Source organism: Streptomyces chisholmiae (assembly GCF_031845445.1).
GTDB lineage: Bacteria > Actinomycetota > Actinomycetes > Streptomycetales > Streptomycetaceae > Streptomyces > Streptomyces chisholmiae.
In genome coordinates this window covers 269,252-290,821 of the sequence record NZ_JAVREO010000010.1, presented here as the reverse complement: position 1 = coordinate 290,821, position 21,570 = coordinate 269,252, and the positions used below count along the sequence as shown (strand labels likewise).

Here is a 21,570-nt window from a genome sequence, read left to right as displayed (position 1 = left end):
ACGGGACACGCGCCGGCCCCTCCGCCGCGCCTGCGAACCCCCCACTCCCCTCTCTAGGTAGCCGCTCATGACCACCTCCCCCGACCTCGCGCGGCCCACGCCGGCCGCGGTGACCGAACCCGTCCGCCCCGCGCCGTCCACCCCCGCGCCCGAGCCGCCGTCCGCCACCCTCGGCGGCGAACAGCGCGGGGGCGTGGAGCAGTTCGCGCTGCTGCTCTTCATCGTGGTGCCCTTCCTGGCACTGCTCGCCGCCGTCCCCCTGGCCTGGGGCTGGGGGGTGAGCTGGCTCGACCTGGGCCTGATGGTCGCCTTCTACTTCATCGGCTGCCACGGCATCACCGTCGGGTTCCACCGGCACTTCACGCACGGCGCGTTCAAGGCGAAGCGGCCGGTGCGGATCGCGCTGGCCATCGCCGGCTCGATGGCCGTCGAGGGCCCGCTGGTGCGCTGGGTCGCCGACCACCGCAGGCACCACCGGCACTCGGACGCCGAGGGTGACCCGCACTCCCCGTGGCGCTACGGCGACTCGGTGCCGGCGCTGCTGAAGGGCCTGTGGTGGGCGCACCTCGGGTGGCTGTTCGACACCGAGCAGACCCCGGCCCGGCAGTACGCGCCCGACCTGGTCGACGACCCGGGTCTGCGCCGGATCTCCCGGCAGTTCGTGCTGTGGACCACGGTCTCGCTGGCCACCCCGCCGCTGGTCGGCGGCCTGGTCACCTGGTCCTGGCAGGGCGCGCTGACCGCGTTCTTCTGGGGCTCCCTGGTCCGGGTGGCACTGCTGCACCACGTGACCTGGTCGATCAACTCGATCTGCCACGCCACCGGCAGGCGCCCGTTCCGCTCCCGGGACCGCTCGGGGAACGTCTGGTGGCTGGCGGTGCTCTCCTGCGGCGAGTCCTGGCACAACCTGCACCACGCCGATCCGACCTGCGCCCGGCACGGCGTGGACCGCTGGCAGCTGGACTCCAGCGCCCGGCTGATCCGCTGGCTGGAGAAGGCCGGTTGGGTGCACGACGTGCGGTGGCCCAGGCCGGAGCGGCTGGCGGCCCGCCGCAGGACCGGGGGCGGCGCCGGCGGCCGGCCTTCCGACCGCCGGGCGGAGGACACCGTCAAGACGGCATGATGGGGGCGTGGCGACCGAAGACGACAACAGCAGCGGCAACGGCAAGAATCGGCCGGCTCGTGCCACCCGACGAGCCCGTAGACGGATGACCGGGACCGAACGCCGGGAGCAGTTGCTGGACATCGGTCGCACGCTCTTCGCCGAGCGCGGCTTCGAAGGCACGTCGGTGGAGGAGATCGCCGCCAAGGCGGGGGTCTCCAAGCCGGTGGTCTACGAGCACTTCGGGGGCAAGGAGGGGCTCTACGCGGTCGTCGTGGACCGGGAGATGAGCCGGCTGCTGTCCATGGTCACCGGGGCGCTGACCGCGGGACACCCGAGGGAGTTGCTGGAGCAGGCGGCGTTCGCGCTGCTCGACTACATCGAGCAGTACACGGACGGCTTCCACATCCTGGTGCGGGACTCGCCGGTGGCGCAGACCACGGGCACCTTCGCCTCGCTGATCGGGGACATCGCCACCCAGGTCGAGGACATCCTCGGGCTGGAGTTCAAGAGCCGGGGCTTCGACGCCAAGCTGGCACCGATGTACGCGCAGGCCCTGGTGGGGATGGTGGCACTGACCGGGCAGTGGTGGCTGAACGTCCGCAAGCCGAAGAAGGCCGAGGTGGCGGCGCACCTGGTCAACCTGGCCTGGCACGGTCTCCAGGGGTTGGAGCACAACCCGAAGCTGGTCGGCCGCCGCCGGGTCTGAGCGCCCGGGGCGGGCCTCGGCCCCCCGACCGGAAGAGACTGGCGTGGTCGGGGGGCCTTGGGGGGTGCGGCGTCGGCCGGCCGGCTGGCCGGCCAGTGCCGCGAGGAGCGGCGCTGCCTCAGTTGCCGACGCCGTTCTGCGACAGCACCGGGATGTGCGACAGCACGTGCGACAGCGGGTCGTCGCCGTCGACCTGGCTGGAGTTCTCCACACAGGTCTGCTGGTTGTTGCTGGTGAGCAGGTCCTGAACGGTGATCGGGATCAGGCCGATCAGGGAGCCCGCGTTCACCTTCTGGATGTCCGCGATCGGCAGGCAGAGGTTGTTCAGCGAGCCGTTGACCAGGGACATGTTCGGGCTCATGTAACCACCGGTGGTGGTGTTGCCGATCCGGTCCGAGGCGCCGTTGCCGTTGACCGTGGTCAGCTCGGACTCGTCCGCGGCCATGGCGGGGGTGGCGGCGATGCCGGCCATGCCCACGGCGGAGGCCGCGACGGCGACCGTGGCAAGCGACTTCTTGATCACTAGCTTGTCCTTCCGAGTTCTGGGATGCCCTGTTTCCGGAGCGCCCTGAACAACGCCGCTCGATGGATTCAGTTGCCGCCGTTCACCCGAATCGCGCAATCTGAGGCCCATTGGGGGCTTGTCGGAGCACTTCGGGGGGCGTGCGCCCGGGCTCCCGCCCCCGCCCCACGCGGCGCCGGGCGACGCGCCTCGGAGCGCGTCCCCGCCGGCGCGGCGGCGGTCAGCGGGCCCGGGTGCCGACGGCGAAGATCCGGCGGAACGGGAAGACGGTGCCGTGCTCGCCCGCCGGGTAGGCGACCCGCAGCGCCGCCCGGTAGTCGGCGAGGAAGGCCGCCAGCTCGGCGGGCTCGTCGGCCAGCGCGGTGAGGACCGGCCGCAGGCCGGTGCCGCGCACCCAGTCCAGCACCGGGTCCTCGCCGGTCAGCCGGTGCAGGTAGGTGGTCTCCCAGACGTCGACGGCCGCGCAGTGCGGGGCCAGCTCCGCCAGGTAGCCGGCCGGGGTCAGCACCGGGTCGGTGGCGCGCAGCACCCCGGCGAGCCGGGCGCGCCAGCGCGGCCGGTCGGCGATCTCGCGCATCAGCCGGTGGCTGGGCGCCGCGAAGTTCCCCGGCACCTGGAAGGCGATGACCCCGCCGGGGGCGAGCGCGTCGATCCAGCCGGGCAGCAGCCGCCAGTGCTCGGGCACCCACTGGAGGGCCGCGTTGGCGACGATCAGATCCGGCGGCTGGCCGGGGTGCCAGCCGGCGAGGTCGGCCTCGACGAAGTCGAGGGTGCCGCCCGCCGGGGCGGTGACCCGGCGCGCCTCGGCCAGCATCTCCGGGGAGTTGTCGTAGCCGGTGACCCGGGCGTCCGGCCAGCGCTCGAAGAGCAGCGTGCTGGGCGCCCCGGGGCCGCAGCCCAGGTCGGCGATCCGCGGCGCGGCGGGCAACGCCGGTACGCGGGCGACGAGTTCGGTCAGGGCGCGGGAGCGGGCCCGGGAGTGCCGCTGGTACTGCGCCGGGTCCCAGCGGGGCTGCGGGCTGGCGGTGGGCTCGGGCGGGGGGCTGCTGGTCTGGCTCATGGCACGATCCTGGCCGGGGAAATATCTCGATGTCAAGAAACTTCACGCTAGGAAGCTCGATGCCGTGAAACTCGACAGCGTGAGACTTCATGTCGAAACAACAAACTAGACTGACCCCATGGAGGTGGCCCCATGGAGGACGAGGTAGACCGGTTGGTCGCCGCCTGGCGGCGGGAGCGCCCCGATCTCGACGTGGAGCCCCTCGAGGTGCTCAGCCGGGTGAGCCGGCTGGCCCGCCACCTGGACCGGGCCAGGCGCCAGGCGTTCGCCGAACACCAGCTGGAGCCGTGGGAGTTCGACGTCCTCACCGCCCTGCGCCGGGCCGGGGACCCGTACCAGCTCTCCCCGGGACAGCTGTTGACCCAGACCCTGGTCACCTCGGGCACCATGACCAACCGCATCGACAGGCTGGCCAAGAAGGGCCTGGTGGAGCGGCTGCCCGACCCGTCCGACCGACGCGGCGTGCTGGTCCGGCTGACCGCCGTGGGGCGGGACAAGGCGGACAGCGCGCTGGCCGCGCTGCTGGACCAGGAGCGGGCCATCCTGGCCGACCTCACCGTCGAGCAGCGGCACGCGCTGGCGCGCCTGCTGCGCTCCCTCACGGCGCCGTTCGACAACCTCTGACATCCATAGGAGCATCCGCCGCCCGGCGCGGTCCGCCAAGGCGGTCCGCCGGGTCAGTCGGCCGGCGGGATGCCGGCCCGGCGGGCCAGGGCGACGGCAGCCAGGGTGGAGTGCACGCCCAGCTTGCCCAGGACGTTCTGCATGTGGGTGCGGACGGTGTGCGGCGAGAGGTAGAGCCGTTCGGCCACCGCCTTGCGCCCGAGGCCGGCCAGCATGCAGCGCAGCACCTCCAGCTCGCGGGCGGTCAGGGCGGTCACCAGCCGCTCGCGCTCGCCCCGGTGCCGGCGGTCGGACTGGAGCTCCCTGAGCACCTCGGTGAGCAGCGCGGGCGGCAGGTGGGTCTCCCCGCGCAGCACGCCCCTGATGACCTGGAGCAGCCGAGCCAGCGAGCTGTCCTTGGCCACCCAGCCGCGGGCGTCGGCGGCCAGCGCCCGGGCCGCGCCGGCCGGGTCGTCAGATGCCGCGAGCATGACAGTACGAAGGGCGGGGAAAGTGTCGCTCACCCAGCCGAGCAGCGGCCCGCGCTCCTCGGCCGCGGCCACCGCGCCGGCCAGCTCCGCGTCGAGCAACAGCACGTCGTAGGGCGGGTGTCGGCCCTCCCGCACCCGGTCGAGCAGCTGCCGGGCGGCGGGCACGCTGCCGAGCGCCACCGCCTCCACGTCCGCCTCCGCCGTCAGGGCGGTCGCCAGCGACTCCGCGAAGATCCGGTGCTCGTCCACCACCAGCACCCGAATTCGGTCCACCGAAAACCCCTTGGGGTCGCGACGAAGGGGCGGCTCGGCGGGCACGGCACCACGTCCGTCGCGGTGACCCCGGCCGCCGCCGGAGGCACCGTGGAACCGGGCGCCGCGCCCACCGTCTCGCCCCCTGATCAGCACCGGCCCCCACCGGTGCTGTACTCAGCCTACGGCGGCCTTCCCCCGGTGGAAGGGGTTTCGCCGAACCGTCGATATCGCTACGGTCACACCGCCAGCCGGCGGGCCCCCGCCGAGGGGACCGCCTCGAAGATCCGGGGCGCCGCCAGGCCGGCGCCGGCGAACGCCGCCAGCACCGCGTCCCGCACGGCCGGCACCGACTCCTCCGGCACCAGGGCGATCGCCGAGCCGCCGAAGCCGCCGCCGGTCATCCGGGAGCCGAGCGCGCCGGCCGCGTTGGCCGTGTCGACCGCCAGGTCGAGCTCCGGGCAGGAGACCTCGAAGTCGTCCCGGAGCGAGAGGTGGCCCTCGGTCAGCAGCGGGCCGATCTCCCGCGGCCGGCCGGCGTCCAGCAGCCCGACCACCCGCGCCACCCGGCGGTCCTCGGTGACCACGTGCCGCACTCGGCGGCGGACCACCTCGTCGTCGATCCGGGCCAGCTCGGCGTCCAGCTTCTCGAACGGCACGTCCCGCAGGAACGGCACGCCCAGCGCGGCCGCGCCCGCCTCGCACTCGGCGCGCCGCCGGCCGTAGCCGCCGTCCGCGTGCGCGTGCTTGACCCGGGTGTCCACGACCAGCAGCCGCAGGCCCTCGGCCGCCATGTCGAACGGCACCTGCCGGCCGCTGAGGTCCCGGGTGTCCAGGTGCAGCACATGGCCGTCCACACAGGAGGCCGAGGCCATCTGGTCCAGGATGCCGCAGGGCATGCCGACGAAGTCGTTCTCCGCGAGCTGCCCGATCCGGGCCAGCTCCGCCTCGGTCAGCCCGAGCCCGTTCAGCTCGCTGAGCGCCAGCGCGGTGACCACCTCCAGCGCGGCCGACGAGGAGAGGCCGGCGCCGGTCGGCACGTCGGAGGCGAAGTGGATGTCGGCGCCGGCGAGCCGGTGGCCGGCCCGCTCCAGCGCCCAGGCGACGCCGGCCGGGTAGCCGGCCCAGCCCCTGACCTCGCCGGGCACCAGCCGGTCCAGGCTCAGCTCCACGATCGCGTCGCCCACGTCCCGGGAGCGCAGCCGCAGCACCCGGTCGGCGCGCCTGGTGACCGTGGCGACGGCCGAGTGCGGCAGCGCCAGCGGGAGCACGAAGCCCTCGTTGTAGTCGGTGTGCTCGCCGATCAGGTTGACCCGGCCGGGGGCGCTCCAGGCGCCGTCCGGGGCGACCCCGAACACCTGCTGGTGACCGTTCACGGGGCCGTCTCCTCTCCCTCGGTACCGCCGGGGGTGGTCTCCGCCCGGTCCGCTCGCTGGGCGAACGCCCAGGCGTCCGCGATGATTCCGGCCAGGTCGGCGCGGCTGGGGCGCCAGCCGAGGCGTTCCCTGGCCCGCTCGGCCGAGGCGACCAGCACGGCCGGGTCGCCGGCCCGGCGCTCGGCCGGGGTCTCCGGGATCGGGTGGCCGGTGACCTCGCGGGCGGTCTCGATCACCTCGCGCACCGAGAAGCCGTTGCCGTTGCCGAGGTTGCACACCAGGTGCTCGCCCGGAGTGGCCGCGGTCAGGGCCAGCAGGTGCGCCTCGGCCAAGTCGTCCACGTGGATGTAGTCGCGGACGCAGGTGCCGTCGGCGGTCGGGTAGTCCGTGCCGTACACGGAGATCGACGCCCGGCGGCCCTGCGCGACCTGGAGCACGATCGGGATGAGGTGGCTCTCCGGGTCGTGCCGCTCGCCCTGCTCGCCGTGCGCGCCGGCCACGTTGAAGTAGCGCAGCGAGACGGCGGCCAGGCCGTGCGCGGCGCACTCACCGGTCAGCATCTGGTCCACGGCCAGCTTGCTGGCGCCGTACGGGTTGGTGGGCGCGGTGGCCGCGTCCTCGGTGATGGGCGTGCTGGTGGGCTCGCCGTAGACGGCGGCGGTGGAGGAGAAGACCAGGGTGCGCACCCCGGCGGCGCGCATCGCGGTCAGCAGCTCGATGGTGCCGCCGACGTTGTTGCGCCAGTACTTCTCCGGGTCCACCACGGACTCGCCGACCTGCGAGCAGGCCGCGAAGTGGAGCACGCCGTCGAAGGAGCCGTCCAGCCAGTCGCCGACGTCCTGCACCCGGCCCTCGACGAACTCGGCGCCGGCCGGCACGCCGGCGCGGAAGCCGGTGGACAGGTCGTCCAGCACCGTCACCCGGTGGCCGGCCGCCAGCAGATGGGCGGCGACCACGCCGCCGACATAGCCGGCTCCGCCCGTGACCAGATACCTCACTCGCTCGCCACCTCTCGCAGCCGGTCGGCAGCCGCCTCCGGCAGAACGTCACTGACAAAGGCCCCCATGCCGGACTCCGAGCCGGCCAGGAACTTCAACTTGTCCGCGCTTCGCCGGATGGTGAACAACTCCAGGTGGAGCGCGAACTCCGACCGGTCGGCCGCGTCGAACGGGGCCTGGTGCCAGCCGGAGATGTACGGGGTCGGGCCGGCCCCGGGGCCGAAGAGCCGGTCGAAGCGGCGCAGCAGCTCCAGGTAGACCCGGGGGAACTCGGCGCGCTCGGCCTCGTTGAGGGAGCGCAGGTCGGGCACCCGGCGGGCCGGGTAGAGGTGCACCTCGTAGGGCCAGCGGGCGGCCCGTGGCACGAAGGCCAGCCAGTGCTCGGTCTCCAGCACCACCCGGCTGCCGTCGGCGCGCTCGGCGGCCACCAGCTCGTCGAAGAGGTTCTCCCCGGTGCGCTCCCGGTGGTCGGCCACGGCGGTCAGCATCCGCTCGGTGAACGGGGTGACGTAGGGGTAGCCGTAGATCTGACCGTGCGGGTGGGCCAGCGTGACGCCGATCTCGGCGCCCCGGTTCTCGAAGACGTAGACCTGGCGCACGCCCGGGTGCCGGGACAGCTCGTCGGTCCGGTCGGTCCAGGCGCTGAGCACCAGGCCTGCCTGCTCCTCGCTCAGGTCGGCGAACGAGGCGCCGTGGTCGGAGGTGAAGCAGACCACCTCGCAACGGCCCTGGTCGCCGCCGAAGGAGGGGAAACGGTTCTCGAAGACCGCCACCTGGTAGGAGTCGGCCGGTATCTCGCTCAGCCGGTCCCCGGTGGTGGGGCAGAGCGGGCACTGGTCGGCCGGCGGGTGGTAGGTGCGGGACTGGCGGTGCGCGGCGTAGCCGACGTGCTCGCCGAGCAGCGCGTTGTAGCGCACCTCCGAACGGGAGGTGGTCTCGGGCAGCGGCCGGCGGTCGGCCGCAGAGCGGTCGGTGTCGCCGGTGGCGTCGTAGTAGATCAGCTCACGACCGTCGGCCAGGAGGGTCGGTGTCTTCTTCGCCCCGGAGTTCGCTCCGGTCCATCGCAGCATCCGGTTTCGCCTCGCCATCCCACGCAGTCCAGCACACTCTCCAACAGAATCAAACACAAGAATGCAGCGGGAGACAGGGTCGCGTCAATGTGGTGTCGGTCCCGGATCCCGGCCCGGGGGGAACCGGCTCAGCCGGCGCGGGCCGGCAGGTGCTCCAGCAGCCCGGTGCGGACGGCGAGCGCGGCGGCCTCCAGCCGGGAGGCGGTGCCCAGCTTGGTGAGGAGCCGCTGCACATGGGTGCGGGCGGTGCTGGGGGCGACCCCGAGGCCGGCGGCTATCCGGCGGGTGTCCTCGCCCTCCACGATCCGGACCAGCACGGCCGCCTCCCGGTCGGTCAGCAGCCCGGCGAGCCGGGCGCCCTCCGCGTGCGCCGCGTCCCCCGGGTTCAACAGCTCGGCGAAGGCGTCCCGCAGCAGCTGGGGCGCGACCGCCACCTCGCCGGCCCTGGCCCGGGCGAGGGCGCGCTCCACCCCCTCGATCCGCTCGTCGTGCCGGACGTAGCCCCGGGCGCCGGCCGCGAAGGCCGCGGCCACCCCGCGCGGCCTGGGCACCGGGCCGAGCACCACCACCGCGCACCGCGGCGCCTCGTCCAGCACGCGGGCCACCGGCGCCAGCGCGCCGGGGGCCTCGGGGGCACCACAACCGAACAGGCAGACCTCGGGCTGCTTGCCCCGGACCAGCTCGGCGGCCCGGGCCGACGGGGCGCCGGCGCCCAGCACCCGGTGGCCGCGCACCCGCAGCGCGGAGGCCAACGCCTCGGCGACCAGCCGACGGTCATCGACGACCACAACCCTGAGCGTCATCCTCGCCTCCCCCTCGGAGACCGTCCCGACCACCCGGGGCCGGGCCGGGCCGGCCGGCCCGGCCCGCATCGGACGCCTCAGCCCCCGCTCACCGGTAGGCGAGCACCGAGGGAATCGCGTCCTCCTCCTCGTAGGACACCCGGTCCACCAGGACCAGCGTGTTCTCGTGCCACATCGGGAGGTTGTCGTGCGCGAACATGCCGCTGCCCATCATCGCGTACTCCTTCTGCCGCGCGGCCCGGTCCAGCGCCATCACCGCCGTCAGCTCCTCCGTCGCCGGGTCGAGGGCGACCACCATGCCCTCCAGCTCGTAGTCGGCGGGCTGGTAGGCGAGGATCTTGCCGTCCTGCACGGCGAACGGCCGGATCGCGCCGCCGTTGATCGCGTCCGCCTCGTACTCGGCCTGGCCGGTGGTGAGGTTGAACGCGACCAGCGCGTTGTCCCCGAGGGACTCGTTGGTGGCGAGGTAGAGGTAGTCGTCGTGCACCACGCCCAGCGAGCAGGAGGAGAGCACGTTCAACTCGCAGGGCGCGAGATGACGGCTGGTGTCGTACTCCAGGACGTGCTCGATCTCGGTGCGGTCCTCGTTGACCACCACGATCTGCTCGGTGTTGTCGGAGAAGCTCTCGCCCACCGAGATCACCAGGGTCAGCGGCTCGACGGAGAGGACCGAACGGACCTCCATCGGCTGGCCGTCGAACTCGGTGTAGGCGAACTCCCAGAGCGGGTTGCCCGCCTCGTCGGTGGCCCGGACGCTGCCGCCCTCCTCACCGAGCCAGCCGCACTCCATCAGGGAGATGAACTGGTCCTCCACCACCATGTAGGCGTTCTCGGCGCAGTTCTGCGTCTCGGTCGAGGAGACCCAGACCTGCTCGCCGGTGGAGATCTGGTAACCGCCGCCGCCGATGCCCCAGCTGACCGCGACCGTGTCGCCGAGGATCGCCGGGAAGTCGTACTGGTCCGGGGTGATCGAGTTGTTCAGCGGGATGCTGGTGAGCTCCTCGCCGGCGGCGATGTCCACCACGGAGACCACCTCGCAGTCCCGGCCCTGGAGGATGGCGATCCGGTTGTCGTCGACGTTGGGCGAGGCGTTGCAGTCGCCGCCGGACAGCTCGAACGGCAGCGTCCAGTTCTCCCGGCCGGTGGCCAGGTCGTAGGAGATCAGCTGGTTCCCCAGGACCCGGACCACGGCGTCCTCCACGAACCAGGCGCCCTTGGAGCGGGTCAGGATCTCGTCGGCCCCCACCTCCAGCTTGGGCACCTCCCAGGCCAGGCCGGCCTCGATGGCCTGGGCCGGCAGCGTGCCGCCCTCCTCCCCGGCCTCGCCGCCCGAGTCGCCGCCCTCGCCGTCGGCCTCCCCCGCGTCCGCCTCGCGGTTCTGCGCCTCGGTGGTCTTCTCGTCGCCGGTGAAGAACCAGTAGGCGCCGCCGCCGGCGGCCAGCAGGATCACCACCAGGCTGATCAGCGCCCAGACCGGCGGCCGGCGCTGGCCGCCCGAGCCGGCCGGCGGCGGGGGCACGGCGCCGCCGTACGTGCCGCCACCGGGCGGGCCGTAGGGACCGGGCGCGCCGAACTGGCTCTGGCCGCCGGCCGTCGGCGTGGCACCCGGGCCGTACGGGCCCGGCGGCGTGGGCGCGCTGAACCCGCCGCCCAGCGTGGGCTGCTGGCTGCTGGCGCCGCCCAGGGTCGGCGCCGACTGGGGGAAGCCGTACCCACCGGCGGGCGCGCCCGGCGGCGGACCGCCGGGCGGCTGCGGGAAGCCGTACCCGCCGGCCGGGGCCGCCGGCGGCTGCGGGTAGCCGTAGCCCGGCTGGCCGGGCTGGCCCTGCGGCGGCAACGGCGGCGCGATGGGCGGGGTGCCGGGAGCCGGCGGCGGACCGAAGCCGCCACCGGGCGCGGCCGACGGCTGCTCGGGCTGCTCACCCGGCGAGCCGGGCGGCTGGTTCGGTGGCGGCTGAGACATCGTTCCCCCTGGGCCGGACAGTCACGAGAGCCTTCGGGCGCGATGCCCGACTTGTAGGCGAAGGACCGTGATGAGCACGGACGCGTACACGGTTCCTCTTTCTATCACCGGACTCCGACAGCGCCGAGAGTGGTTGCGGTTCCAGGACAGCCGTGACCGGCCCGCAATCAAAAGGTGTCCGAGAACGCGCCAGGGGCTATCTCGGAACAGTCCGGGCAGAAAGGAAACGAACTCTCTCAGGCGTCCTCGGCCAGTTCCAGCCAACGGGTTTCCAGCTGGTCCCGCTCCTGGGCAAGCTCCCTGAGCTGGCCGTCCAGCTCGGCCACCCGGGAGAAGTCCGTGGCGTGCTCGGCCAGCTGAGCGTGCAGGGTGGTCTCCCGCTGGGCCAGCTTGTCCAGTTGACGCTCGATCCGCTGGATCTCCTTCTGCGCGGCGCGGGAGAGCTGGGCCGGCTTGCTCGGCTGCGCCGCCGGCGCCGCCGGCCTGGCCGCCTCGGCGGCGGACTCCCGCTGCCGCGCCCGGCGTTCGAGGTACTCGTCGATGCCGCGCGGCAGCATCCGCAGCGTGCGGTCGCCGAGCAGCGCCCACACCCGGTCCGTGGTGCGCTCCAGGAAGAAGCGGTCGTGGCTGATCACCACGAGCGTGCCGGGCCAGCCGTCCAGCAGGTCCTCCAGCTGGGTCAGCGTCTCGATGTCCAGGTCGTTGGTCGGCTCGTCCAGGAAGAGGACGTTGGGCTCGTCCATCAGCAACCGCAGCAGCTGGAGCCGGCGGCGCTCGCCGCCGGAGATGTCCCCCACCGGCGTCCACTGCCGCTCCTTGCCGAAGCCGAAGCGCTCGCAGAGCTGGGAGGCCGTCATCTCCCGCCCCTTGCCCAGGTCCACCCGGGAACGGACGCTCTCCACCGCCTGCAACACCCGCCATGTCGGGTCGAGTTCGGCGACCTCCTGGGAGAGGTAGGCCAGCCGCACCGTCTTGCCCACGGTGACCCGGCCCGCGGTCAACAGCGGGGAGTCCTGGCCCCTGGCGGTCTCGGCCAGCGCGCGCAGCAGCGAGGTCTTGCCGGCGCCGTTGACGCCGACCAGGCCGATCCGGTCCCCCGGCCCCAACTGCCAGGTGAGCCGGTCCAGCAGGGTGCGTCCACCGTCCCCCTCGGCCCCCACCCGGACCGTCACGTCCTCCAGGTCGAAGACCGTCCTGCCCAGCCGGGCGCTGGCGAAGCCCATCAGCTCCGCGCTGTCCCGCGGCGGCGGCACGTCGGCGATCAGCTCGTTGGCCGCCTCGATCCGGAACCTGGGCTTGCTGGTCCTGGCCGGCGCCCCGCGCCGCAGCCAGGCCAGCTCCTTGCGGACCAGGTTCTGCCGCCTGGACTCCTCGCTGGCCGCGATCCGCTCCCGCTCGGCGCGGGCGAAGACGTAGTCGCTGTAGCCGCCCTCGTAGCCGTAGACCGTGCCGCGCTGCACGTCCCACATCCGGGTGCAGACCTGGTCGAGGAACCACCGGTCGTGGGTGACGACCACCAGCGCCGAACGCCGGGCCGCCAGATGGGCGGCCAGCCAGGAGATGCCCTCCACGTCGAGGTGGTTGGTCGGCTCGTCCAGCACGATCAAGTCCTGCTCGGCGATGAGCAGCCGGGCCAGCGCCACCCGGCGCCGCTCGCCACCGGAGAGCGGCCCGATCACCGTGTCCAGGCCCTGCGGGAAGCCCGGCAGGTCGAGCCCGCCGAAGAGGCCGGTCAGCACGTCGCGCACCCGGGCGTCGCCGGCCCACTGGTGGTCGGCCAGCTCGCCGACCACCTCCTGCCGGATGGTGGCCGCCGGGTCCAGCGAGTCGTGCTGGGTGAGGAGGCCGAGCCGCAGGTCGCCCGCGTGCGTGACCCGCCCGTCGTCCGGCGGCTCCAGCCGGGCCAGCATCCGGATCAGCGTGGTCTTGCCGTCGCCGTTGCGGCCGACCACCCCGATCCGGTCCCCCTCGTTGACCCCGAGGGAGACGCCGTCGAGCAGCGCGCGGGTCCCGTAGACCTTGCTGACGGACTCGACGTTGACCAGGTTCCTGGCACTGCGGGACGGTGAACTGGACGGCGCCGACCTGGCGGCCCTGGACGGTTCAGGCATGGGAGTCGATGGTAGTCGCACCCGCCGCGGGCCCGGTGGTCGCACGGGCCGCGCGGCAGTGCCCGGACCCGGCCAGCGCGGCGACCAGCGCCGCCGCCGCCGGCGCGCTGTCGACCAGGAAGGCGCAGCTCGGCCCGGAGCCGGAGACCAGCCCGGCGAGCGCCCCGGCCGCCGCGCCGGCGGCCAGCGTCTCGGCCAGCGCCGGGCGCAGCGACAGCGCGGCCGGCTGGAGGTCGTTGGCGAGCGTCGGCGCGAGCGCGGCGGCGTCCCCCGCCGCCAGCGCGCCCAGCAGCGCCGGGTCCGGCTCGGGGGCGGCCACCGGGGCCGCCCCGCGCAGCCGGTCGCACTCGCGGTAGACCGCCGGGGTGGACAGCCCGCCGTCGGCCAGCGCGAAGACCCAGTGGAACTCCCCGCCCACCGGCAGCTCCGTCAGCCGCTCGCCCCGGCCCCGCCCCAGCGCCGCGCCGCCCACCAGGCTGAACGGCACGTCGGACCCCAACTCGGCGCAGATCGCCAGGAGTTCCTCGCGGGGGGTGGCGGTGCCCCAGAGCGTGTCGCAGGCCAGCAGCGCGCCGGCGGCGTCCGCGCTGCCGCCCGCCATCCCGCCCGCCACCGGGATGTCCTTGACGATGTCGAGCCGCACGTCGGCCGGCCGGCCGTGGTGCTCGGCCAGCAGCCGGGCGGCGCGCACCGCGAGATTGCGGTCGTCCGTCGGCACCTGCTCGCTGCCCGGGCCCTCGACGCCGACCGACAGCCCCGCGGCCTCGGTCGCGGTCACCAGGTCGTACAGGGACACGGCGAGGAACACGTTGGCCAAATCGTGGAAGCCGTCCGGTCGGGACGGCCCCACGGCCAGTTGGACGTTGACCTTGGCTGGCACGCGGACGGAGACGGATGGCGCGGGCATGAGGCGGGTCCTCGGATCGGTGGTCGGGCGTCAGGCGGCGGTCGGGCGCCGCTCGGCGAGCCGGGCGTAGTCCGCCACGGTCAGCGACTCGCCCCGGGCGGTGGGCGGGACGCCGGCCGCCCGGCAGGCCGCCTCGGCGGCGGCCGGCGAGCCGGCCCAGCCGGCCAGCGCGGCCCGCAGCGTCTTGCGCCGCTGGGCGAAAGCGGCGTCGATCACGGCGAAGACCTCGGTCCGGCTGGCCGTGGTGGCCGGCGGCTCACGCCGGGTCAGTGCCACCAGCCCCGAGTCCACCCGGGGGGCCGGCCAGAAGACGGTCCGGCCGATCGCCCCGGCCCGCCGGGCCTCGGCGTACCAGGCGGTCTTCACCGAGGGCACCCCGTACACCTTCGAACCGGGCGGCGCGACCAGCCGGTCGGCGACCTCGGACTGCACCATCACCAGCCCACGGGCCAGGCTGGGGAAGGTCGCCAGCAGGTGCAGCAGCACCGGGACGGCCACGTTGTACGGCAGGTTGGCGACCAGCGCGTCCGGCGGCGGTCCCGGCAGCGACTCGACGGTGAGCGCGTCGGCGTGCAGCAGCGCGAACCGGTCGGCCCGCGCCGGCAGCCGGGCCTCGATGGTGGCCGGCAGCGCGGCCGCCAGCGTGTCGTCGATCTCCACGGCGACCACCCGGTCCACCGTGGACAGCAGGGCGAGCGTCAACGAGCCCAGCCCCGGGCCGACCTCCAGCACGGTGTCCCCGGCGCCGACCTCGGCGGCCCGCACGATCCGGCGCACCGTGTTGGCGTCGATCACGAAGTTCTGGCCACGCTGCTTGCTGGGGCGCACGCCCAGCGCGCTGGCCAGCTCGCGCACCTCGGCCGGCCCGAGCAGCGCCGCCGGCTCGCCGCCGCCCGGCCGCCCGGCCGCCGGCGTGCCGGCCTTCCGCTCGTCGCCCACCGGCCGCCCGCTCCCCTGTTCGTCGCTCACCGACGGTCCGCCCGCCCGCTCGTGGCTCATCCGAAGACCCGCTCGGTGTTGGCGGCCACGTGGCCGGCCAGCTCGGCCTCGGTCAGGCCCTTCACCCCGGCCATCGCGCGCAGCGTGACCGGGATCAGGTACGGCGCGTTCGGCCGGCCGCGGAACGGCGCCGGGGTGAGGAACGGGGCGTCCGTCTCCACCAGCAGCAGCTCGGGCGGCGCCGCCGCGAGGGCGTCCCGCAGCGGCTGCGCGCTGGCGAAGGTGACGTTCCCGGCGAACGACATGAAGTAGCCCTCGGCGGCGCACACCCGGGCCATCTCGGCGTCGCCCGAGTAGCAGTGGAAGACGGTGCGCCGGGGGGCGCCGTCCTCCTTCAGGATGCGCAGCACGTCGGCGTGCGCGTCCCGGTCGTGGATCACCAGCGCTTTGTCCAGCTCCTTGGCCAGTGCCAGGTGGCGGCGGAACGAGCGTTCCTGGGCCGCCTTCCCGTCCTGCCCGGTGCGGAAGTAGTCGAGGCCGGTCTCGCCGATCGCCCTGACCTCCGGCCGGGCGGCCAGCGCGGCGATCTCGGCCAGCGCGGCGTCCAACGCCGCCGGGCCCTCCTCGCGCTCGATCCGGGGCGCCTCGTTGGGGTGCAGCGCGACGGCGGCCCAGACCGCCTCGGGGTGCTCGGCGGCGACCTTGACCGCCCAGTGGGCGCGGGCCACGTCGCAGCCGATCTGCACCACCCGGGGCACCCCGACGGCGGCGGCCTTGGCCAGCGCGTCCTCGACCGTGCCCTCCTGCATGTCGAGGTGGGTGTGGGAGTCGGCGACGGGCACGGCCAGCGGCTCGGGGAGCGGTGGGGGCACCTGCTCCTGCGCCTTGGCCTTGGCGGACTTGGGCATGGCCCGATCCTACGGCGCCGGCCGGAACCCCTCCGACGACGGCCCGCGGCCCGCCGCCCGCTGGCCGCGGGCTGCGGCAGGCCGGGGCCGGTGGGTGGGTGCGGGCGTGTGGGGGCGGCGGGCGGGACTTGCGGTGACGGCCACCGGACCGGTCGGTCGGTCGGCGGGGGCCGGTGGCGGAGCGGAACCCGGCGGACACCCGGACCCCGGCGGGCCCGGGTACGGCGGGTGGGAGGACCGGCGCGGCCCCGATTGGCCGCCGGGCCGGCCGCAGAGCGCGGTGCGACCGTGGCGGCAGGGCGGCCGGTCAGCCCGGGAGAGGGTCCTCGCCGCCCCGGGCGCGGCGCGCCCGGGTCACCGCGCCGGCCGGCAGCACCCGCACCCGGTGGCCCCCACAGTTCGGGCAGCTCGGCTGGGTGAGTGGGGACGGCACCTGGCGCCCGTCGACCAGATAGCGGGCCACCGGCTGGCCGTCCGGCCCGGACCGGTGCTCGATCTCGAACTCCTGCTCCCAGCCGAAGCCGCAGCGCAGGCAGGCGAAGGCGTAGGACTCGTGGGTGTTGGCGTGGTCACTGGCAGCCATGGCAGCCCCCTCGGCGCCCGGTGGGGCGCGGGCCGGGGCCGGCCGGGGCGCCCGTGGCGGCGTCCCACGCTCCCGACCCGCAACGTCCGGATCCGTTCCGGTCCGTTCAGCTCCGCCCAGACCCGTTCGAGATTCGTCCAGGCCCGAACAGCCCCAGACAGGCCCGTTCGAGTCCGTTCTGTCCCGAATAGCCTAACTCCGGGGCTTGGCCGCCACCACCGCGTCGAAGACCGTGCGCTTGGGCACCCCGGCCTCCTTGGCGACCTCGGCGATCGCTTCCTTGCGGCGCTGCCCGGCCGCCTCCCTGGCCGCCACCAGGGCGACCAGCTCGGCCGGCTCGGCCGGCGGCCGGTCCGCCGGATCGGCGCCGGCCACCACCACGGTGATCTCGCCCTTCACCCCCGGCTCCGCCCAGCGCGCCAGCTCGTCCAACGAGCCGCGCCGCACCTCCTCGTAGGTCTTGGTCAACTCCCGGCAGACCGCGGCCGACCGCCCCGCGCCGAACGCCTCGGCCATCGCCGCCAGCGTGACGGCGAGCCGGCGCGGCGACTCGAAGAAGACCAGCGTGCGCCGCTCGTCGGCCAGCTCCCGCAGCCGCGCCGCGCGCTCCCCCGGCTTGCGGGGCGGGAAGCCCTCGAAACAGAACCGGTCCACCGGCAGCCCGGAGACCGCCAGCGCGGTCAGCACCGCGGACGGCCCCGGCACCGCCGTCACCCGGACCCCGCGCGCCACCGCGGCGACCACCAGCCGGTAGCCGGGGTCGGAGACCGCCGGCATGCCCGCGTCGGTGACCAGCAGCACCCGGGCCCCGGCGACCAGCTCGTCGGTCAACTCCGGGGTCCTGGCCGCCTCGTTGAACTCGTGGTAGGAGACGATCCGGCCGGCGACCGTCACGTCGAGCGCGGTCGCGAGCCGGCGCAGCCGACGGGTGTCCTCCGCCGCCACCACATCGGCGCCGGCCAGCTCCGCCGCCAGTCGGGGCGAGGCGTCCGCCGCCTCGCCGATGGGGGTGCCAGCCAGCACCAGGATGCCCTCAGCCGTCCGCGTCACGGACCCCATCCTCGCCCATCCACCCCGGGCGTCCGGCCACCGGATGCCAAGATGGCCCGTGATGAGCAGCCAGACCGTGACCGACGTGCCGCCGGACGACCCGCCGCAGCCCGAGGGCTGGCCGGCACGACTGCGCCGCTTCGGATACACGCCCCCCGGCTCGGGCGACCTGCGGGAACGGCTGGTGCCCGGGTTCCCCGAGCCGGGCAGCTGGCTGTGGCGGTACCTCGGCTTCTCGCCCGCCGCCGCCAACCGGCTGGCGCGGGCGACCGCCTGGGGCGGTCCGCTGCTGGTCGCGCTGCTCGCCGGGGTGCTGCGGTTCGTCAACCTGGGCTCCCCGAACGCCGTCATATTCGACGAGACGTACTACGCCAAGGACGCCTGGTCGCTGCTCCAGCACGGCTACGAGACCGACTGGCCGGAGAAGGCCAACGAGCAGATCATCGACGGCACCATCCCGTTGGGCGACACCGCCTCCTACGTGGTGCACCCGCCCGCCGGCAAGTGGGTCATCGCCCTCGGCGAGTGGGGCTTCGGGCTGACGCCCTTCGGCTGGCGCTTCATGGTGGCGCTGCTCGGCACCCTCTCCGTGCTGCTGGTCTGCCGGATCGGGCGGCGCCTGTTCCGCTCCACCGCGCTGGGCTGCCTCGCCGGGCTGCTGCTGGCGGTGGACGGCCTGCACTTCGTGATGAGCCGCACCGCGCTGCTCGACCTGGTGCTGATGTTCTGGCTGTTGGCGGCCTTCGGCTGCCTGCTGATCGACCGGGACGCGGCCCGCGCCCGGCTGGCCGCCGCGCTGCCCACCGGGCCGGACGGGCTGCTGCGCTCCGACCACGCGGTCGCCGAACGGCTGGGCCTGGGACCGCGCCCGTGGCGGCTGGCGGCCGGCGTCTGCCTGGGCCTGGCCTGCGCCACCAAGTGGAACGGGCTCTACGTGCTGGCCGCCTTCGGGGTGTTGGCCGTGCTCTGGGACGCCGGCGCCCGGCGCTCGGCCGGCTCCCGCGCGCCGTACCGCACGATGCTGCGCCGGGACGCGCTCCCCGCGTTCTCCTCGCTGGTGCCGGTGGCCCTCATCGTCTACCTGGCCTCCTGGATCGGCTGGTTCGCCACCTCCGGCGGCTACTACCGGAACTGGCACCGGGAGGCCGGCGCCGACAGCTCGTTCTCCTGGGTGCCGGGGCCGCTGCGCAGCCTGTGGCACTACACCTTCGAGGTCTACGACTTCCATGTCGCGCTGACCTCCAGCCACCCCTACGAGTCCAACCCGTTCGGCTGGCTGGTCGCGGCCCGGCCGGTCACCTACTACTACGTCTCCACGGACCCGGGCCAGCTCCAGTCGGCGACCGACCCGAACTCGCCGACCTGCGGATACGCCAGCGGCTGCGTCCGGGAAGTGCTGGCCCTCGGCACCCCGTTGCTCTGGTGGACCGCCTGCCTGGCGCTGGTCTACGCCCTCTGGCGCTGGGCCTTCCGCCGCGACTGGCGGGCCGGCGCGCTGCTCTGCGCGGTGGCGGCCGGCTACCTGCCCTGGCTGCTCTACCAGGAACGCACCATCTTCTACTTCTACGCGGTGGTACTGACACCGTTCCTCTGCCTGGCCGTCGCCCTGCTGGTCGGCGCCCTGCTGGGCCCGCCGGGCAGCGCGGAACGCCGCCGGGTGATCGGCATCGTGACGGTGGGTGTGCTGGTCCTGCTGATCATCTGGAACTTCATCTACTTCTACCCGATCTACACCGGCGAGGAGATCTCCCGCGACGGCTGGCGGGCCCGGATGTGGCTGCCGACCTGGATATAGCAGGGGAAACGCGGGTCGCTGCCCCTGCTGGCTCTCGTCGTTGGTGGTCGTTGGTGGCCGCTCCTGGTCGTCGTTTCACGGCCCAGGGACGGCCCGGGCTCCCGGCAGAATGCCCCCTGTTTACGGGGACCGAAGAAGAGGGAAGACCGCTGAAACATTAGGGGCTTCCCTGCGTGGCGCCGAGACAGCCGAGACAGGGGTGTCCCGGGGCATCTCCACTGTTTGTACTGGTCACGGGCGCGCCAGGACAGCGGGACAGCCGGGACAGTTCCTGCACGGGAGGGCTACACGGGACAGGGTGTCCTGAGGCGTCCTACCTGTTTGGCCGGTCAGACGAAACACCGTGACAGCCGAGACAACCCCGACGCCCCCGATGTTCCAGCCCTCTGGCACGCAGGAGCCGCCGTAACTCTCCGTATCTGATCGCCGGAGTAGCGACCCTGCTAGACCTAGCACCCACCCCGCTAGGTCTAGCAGGCTCTCTAGTTAGCCGACTTGGATCACGACCAGGGGCCTAACGTCTAGCCGACACAGTGGTCAACAAGCTCTCCAAAGCGAGAAGGGGTACCAGAGGACCCTTCATTCTGGACTAGACAGCAAGAGACGCCCATCACAGTGAGTGATGGGCGTCTCGGCATGAATGGTTAGGCGGTAGCGTCCGCTCTCTCCGCCAATGAGAGAAGCTCGGCCGGCGCCGTGCGGCCGGCGATGAGGACCAGTTCGCGGATGCTGGCGCGGGCCGCAACATGGCTCCTCACGGTTTCCGGCGCTAGCTCTTCGGCCTTGAGCAGACAGTCCAAGGCTTCACCGATCTGGCGTCGCTGGGTGTAGGCCCGTCCCAGATCCATCAGGAGCCTGGAGCGGCGCTCCGTGGATAGGTGGGCGGTGTCGACACTACGTCCTAGGTCGATCGCCTCACCCGCGTCACCGAGTTCGACTGCCGTCGAGACAGCCTGGACCTCGACGTTGGTCGGCCCGAACTCCAAGTTGAAGTCGTTGCGGTCCTCCCCGAGACGTTGGGCCACGGCCCGCGCTCGATCGAGGTGGGCCCGTGCATCCACGCGCCGCCCAGCTCGGGCGCACACCAATGCGAGCGCAAGGTGAAGAGCGCCGAGCACGGAGAGAGCTTCCGGCACGGCCTCTCCGGCCGTGTGAGACTCCAGGGCGCTCACCGCGGTAGCCGCTGCGTGCTCTGCCTGGTCGTATCGCTTGAGCCGGACGAAGGCCTGAGCCAACCGGAAGATGCCGGCCCCCACAGCCAAAGGCTCCCCAGACATCTCAGCGGCCCGAACGGCGCGGTCCGCCGCCACCCAGGCCGCGTCAGCTTCGTCCTGACGTACAAAGGCCGCCGAGAGGGCCTGATAGGTCTGACTGAGGAGTTTCTGAACGGCCCTCTGATCAGAGCCCTTCGTGGTGCGCGCAGCCACCTCCAGGTCCCCTAGCACCCCTTCCAAGCTGGCGCTCAACTCTGCGAAGCGTGAGGCGTGAGTCAGAGCCCAGACCTCGTCCACCGCGTGGGTCAGCTCCGCCACCTTGGGCGCGCGCCCAATGTGCCCCCCGAGAAGAGCCCCAAGCGCAGGATGTCCAGAGATCAGTAGACGCGCAGCGTCCAAGTCGTTGGACTCCGATGCCTGGTCCACCGCCTCCTCCTGCTGAAGAGGAGCATCCGGTTGCAGCAGCTGGACGGATACTCCAAGGCCCTCAGCCAGCAACTGGAGCACGTCCAAGCGGACGACGGGTTGCACACCGCGCTCAACCTGCGAGACCCAACTCGCAGTTCGGCCGATCTCTCTCGCCAGATCCGTCTGAGCCATGCCTCGCCCCCTGCGGAACTTGGCTACCCGCGCGCCGAAAGCGCGGCGTTCCTCGGCTGTCACCCAGTCTCCCTTCCGGCCTGAGGCAGGCCCTTCCCCGTCCTGCCGTGCAGGAACGTGACCTCGACGGTCGCCAGATATTGCTCTCGCTCCGCGAGGAACCGCCGGACGTGCGGCTGCGCCTCGTGCTCCTCGAACGCTTCGCGATCCACGTACAGCTCATAGAAGACACGGACCGCCGGCTCGTCCGGCACCTCGTGACTGATGTAGATGAGCGTCCCCGGTTCCTCCTGGATGCCAGGCAGAGTTTCGGCCGCCAGCGCGTCGAACGCCGCCGCAGCCTCCGCATCATGCGCTGTGAATCGCACGACCAGGCCGAATCCCATGATCACAACCTTCCTCGTAGTGACATCAACAGTCTCTCACAGTCGCACAGATTCTAAATATGCAACTTCCGCTTGAGTCGCAGAAAATCTGCGAGTACAGTCGCAGCATCGCTGCTAGCCGGCAGCG

The 21,570-nt window shown here is 73.3% G+C and carries 20 protein-coding genes; 4 read left to right on the top strand and 16 right to left on the bottom strand.

Annotated features, from left to right (window positions below; all coding sequences use genetic code 11):
• The first annotated feature begins 67 nt into the window (after nt 1-67).
• Both RM844_RS18800 and RM844_RS18795 read left to right on the top strand, forming a co-directional pair.
• Nucleotides 68-1,123 carry an acyl-CoA desaturase gene (locus RM844_RS18800; protein ID WP_311668419.1) on the top strand — a complete coding sequence of 352 codons (1,056 nt, stop codon included), beginning with the start codon at nt 68-70 and terminating at the stop codon, nt 1,121-1,123.
• Nucleotides 1,124-1,130: 7 nt separating this feature from the next.
• Nucleotides 1,131-1,811, top strand: coding sequence for a TetR/AcrR family transcriptional regulator (locus RM844_RS18795; RefSeq protein WP_311668418.1), 681 nt, complete (start codon nt 1,131-1,133; stop codon nt 1,809-1,811).
• A gap of 118 nt (nt 1,812-1,929) precedes the next feature.
• Here RM844_RS18795 and RM844_RS18790 read toward each other — a convergent pair whose 3' ends face one another.
• Both RM844_RS18790 and RM844_RS18785 read right to left on the bottom strand, forming a co-directional pair.
• Nucleotides 1,930-2,334, bottom strand: a complete 405-nt coding sequence (locus tag RM844_RS18790; RefSeq protein WP_311668417.1) for a rodlin — start codon at nt 2,332-2,334, stop codon at nt 1,930-1,932.
• 220 nt (nt 2,335-2,554) lie between these two features.
• Complete coding sequence (locus RM844_RS18785) at nt 2,555-3,394, bottom strand: trans-aconitate 2-methyltransferase (protein ID WP_311668416.1); 840 nt, start codon at nt 3,392-3,394, stop codon at nt 2,555-2,557.
• 132 nt (nt 3,395-3,526) lie between these two features.
• On the opposite strand from RM844_RS18785, the gene RM844_RS18780 reads away from it, so the two are divergent.
• On the top strand, nt 3,527-4,018 hold the full coding sequence (locus RM844_RS18780) for a MarR family winged helix-turn-helix transcriptional regulator (RefSeq protein WP_311668415.1): 492 nt from the start codon (nt 3,527-3,529) through the stop codon (nt 4,016-4,018).
• A gap of 53 nt (nt 4,019-4,071) precedes the next feature.
• Here the strand turns inward: RM844_RS18780 and RM844_RS18775 are convergent, their stop codons facing one another.
• The 12 genes from RM844_RS18775 to rsmI form a co-directional block, all read right to left on the bottom strand.
• The gene (locus RM844_RS18775) at nt 4,072-4,761 is read right to left on the bottom strand and encodes a response regulator transcription factor (RefSeq protein ID WP_311668414.1); all 690 of its coding nucleotides are present in this window, start codon (nt 4,759-4,761) and stop codon (nt 4,072-4,074) included.
• Between the two features lie 218 nt (nt 4,762-4,979).
• Nucleotides 4,980-6,116, bottom strand: a complete 1,137-nt coding sequence (gene galK / locus RM844_RS18770; RefSeq protein ID WP_311668413.1) for a galactokinase — start codon at nt 6,114-6,116, stop codon at nt 4,980-4,982.
• Nucleotides 6,113-7,114 carry a UDP-glucose 4-epimerase GalE gene (gene galE, locus RM844_RS18765; RefSeq protein ID WP_311668412.1) on the bottom strand — a complete coding sequence of 334 codons (1,002 nt, stop codon included), beginning with the start codon at nt 7,112-7,114 and terminating at the stop codon, nt 6,113-6,115. Before galE ends, galK begins: the two co-directional genes overlap by 4 nt.
• Complete coding sequence (gene galT, locus RM844_RS18760; protein ID WP_311668411.1) at nt 7,111-8,184, bottom strand: galactose-1-phosphate uridylyltransferase; 1,074 nt, start codon at nt 8,182-8,184, stop codon at nt 7,111-7,113. Before galT ends, galE begins: the two co-directional genes overlap by 4 nt.
• A 128-nt stretch (nt 8,185-8,312) precedes the next feature.
• Nucleotides 8,313-8,987 (bottom strand): helix-turn-helix transcriptional regulator, encoded by a 675-nt coding sequence (locus RM844_RS18755; RefSeq protein WP_311668410.1) that lies wholly within the window; start codon nt 8,985-8,987, stop codon nt 8,313-8,315.
• Nucleotides 8,988-9,075: 88 nt separating this feature from the next.
• Nucleotides 9,076-10,950: an outer membrane protein assembly factor BamB family protein gene (locus RM844_RS18750; RefSeq protein ID WP_311668409.1), complete on the bottom strand. Its 1,875-nt coding sequence runs from the start codon at nt 10,948-10,950 to the stop codon at nt 9,076-9,078.
• A 236-nt stretch (nt 10,951-11,186) separates the two neighbouring features.
• Nucleotides 11,187-13,061 (bottom strand): ABC-F family ATP-binding cassette domain-containing protein, encoded by a 1,875-nt coding sequence (locus tag RM844_RS18745; protein WP_311668408.1) that lies wholly within the window; start codon nt 13,059-13,061, stop codon nt 11,187-11,189.
• Entirely contained in the window at nt 13,054-13,968 is a 915-nt protein-coding gene (locus RM844_RS18740) for a 4-(cytidine 5'-diphospho)-2-C-methyl-D-erythritol kinase (RefSeq protein WP_311668407.1), read from the bottom strand. The genes RM844_RS18745 and RM844_RS18740 overlap by 8 nt, the downstream gene beginning before the upstream one ends.
• A gap of 30 nt (nt 13,969-13,998) precedes the next feature.
• Entirely contained in the window at nt 13,999-14,841 is an 843-nt protein-coding gene (gene rsmA / locus RM844_RS18735; protein ID WP_311668437.1) for a 16S rRNA (adenine(1518)-N(6)/adenine(1519)-N(6))-dimethyltransferase RsmA, read from the bottom strand.
• A 122-nt stretch (nt 14,842-14,963) separates the two neighbouring features.
• Nucleotides 14,964-15,815 carry a TatD family hydrolase gene (locus RM844_RS18730; protein WP_311668406.1) on the bottom strand — a complete coding sequence of 284 codons (852 nt, stop codon included), beginning with the start codon at nt 15,813-15,815 and terminating at the stop codon, nt 14,964-14,966.
• 307 nt (nt 15,816-16,122) lie between these two features.
• Nucleotides 16,123-16,398, bottom strand: coding sequence for a hypothetical protein (locus tag RM844_RS18725; RefSeq protein WP_311668405.1), 276 nt, complete (start codon nt 16,396-16,398; stop codon nt 16,123-16,125).
• 192 nt (nt 16,399-16,590) lie between these two features.
• A complete protein-coding gene (rsmI, locus tag RM844_RS18720) occupies nt 16,591-17,448 on the bottom strand; it encodes a 16S rRNA (cytidine(1402)-2'-O)-methyltransferase (protein WP_311668404.1) in 858 nt (285 codons plus the stop codon).
• A gap of 61 nt (nt 17,449-17,509) precedes the next feature.
• Here rsmI and RM844_RS18715 point away from each other — a divergent pair, with 61 nt between their 5' ends.
• On the top strand, nt 17,510-19,243 hold the full coding sequence (locus tag RM844_RS18715; protein ID WP_311668403.1) for a dolichyl-phosphate-mannose--protein mannosyltransferase: 1,734 nt from the start codon (nt 17,510-17,512) through the stop codon (nt 19,241-19,243).
• Between the two features lie 644 nt (nt 19,244-19,887).
• On the opposite strand, the gene RM844_RS18710 is transcribed toward RM844_RS18715, so the two are convergent.
• Both RM844_RS18710 and RM844_RS18705 read right to left on the bottom strand, forming a co-directional pair.
• On the bottom strand, nt 19,888-21,120 hold the full coding sequence (locus tag RM844_RS18710) for a helix-turn-helix domain-containing protein (RefSeq protein ID WP_311668402.1): 1,233 nt from the start codon (nt 21,118-21,120) through the stop codon (nt 19,888-19,890).
• Nucleotides 21,117-21,443: a putative quinol monooxygenase gene (locus RM844_RS18705; protein WP_311668401.1), complete on the bottom strand. Its 327-nt coding sequence runs from the start codon at nt 21,441-21,443 to the stop codon at nt 21,117-21,119. The genes RM844_RS18710 and RM844_RS18705 overlap by 4 nt, the downstream gene beginning before the upstream one ends.
• Nucleotides 21,444-21,570: the final 127 nt, after the last annotated feature.

Excerpts from the sequence above, each read along its gene's own strand:
- RM844_RS18705 (WP_311668401.1), bottom strand. The coding sequence starts at position 21,443 with ATGGGATTCGGCCTGGTCGTGCGATTCACAGCGCATGATGCGGAGGCT.
- RM844_RS18755 (WP_311668410.1), bottom strand. The coding sequence starts at position 8,987 with ATGACGCTCAGGGTTGTGGTCGTCGATGACCGTCGGCTGGTCGCCGAG.
- RM844_RS18740 (WP_311668407.1), bottom strand. The coding sequence starts at position 13,968 with ATGCCCGCGCCATCCGTCTCCGTCCGCGTGCCAGCCAAGGTCAACGTC.
- RM844_RS18730 (WP_311668406.1), bottom strand. The coding sequence starts at position 15,815 with ATGCCCAAGTCCGCCAAGGCCAAGGCGCAGGAGCAGGTGCCCCCACCG.
- galT (WP_311668411.1), bottom strand. The coding sequence starts at position 8,184 with ATGCTGCGATGGACCGGAGCGAACTCCGGGGCGAAGAAGACACCGACC.
- RM844_RS18725 (WP_311668405.1), bottom strand. The coding sequence starts at position 16,398 with ATGGCTGCCAGTGACCACGCCAACACCCACGAGTCCTACGCCTTCGCC.
- RM844_RS18715 (WP_311668403.1), top strand. The coding sequence starts at position 17,510 with ATGAGCAGCCAGACCGTGACCGACGTGCCGCCGGACGACCCGCCGCAG.
- RM844_RS18745 (WP_311668408.1), bottom strand. The coding sequence starts at position 13,061 with ATGCCTGAACCGTCCAGGGCCGCCAGGTCGGCGCCGTCCAGTTCACCG.
- RM844_RS18750 (WP_311668409.1), bottom strand. The coding sequence starts at position 10,950 with ATGTCTCAGCCGCCACCGAACCAGCCGCCCGGCTCGCCGGGTGAGCAG.
- RM844_RS18800 (WP_311668419.1), top strand. The coding sequence starts at position 68 with ATGACCACCTCCCCCGACCTCGCGCGGCCCACGCCGGCCGCGGTGACC.
- RM844_RS18780 (WP_311668415.1), top strand. The coding sequence starts at position 3,527 with ATGGAGGACGAGGTAGACCGGTTGGTCGCCGCCTGGCGGCGGGAGCGC.
- RM844_RS18785 (WP_311668416.1), bottom strand. The coding sequence starts at position 3,394 with ATGAGCCAGACCAGCAGCCCCCCGCCCGAGCCCACCGCCAGCCCGCAG.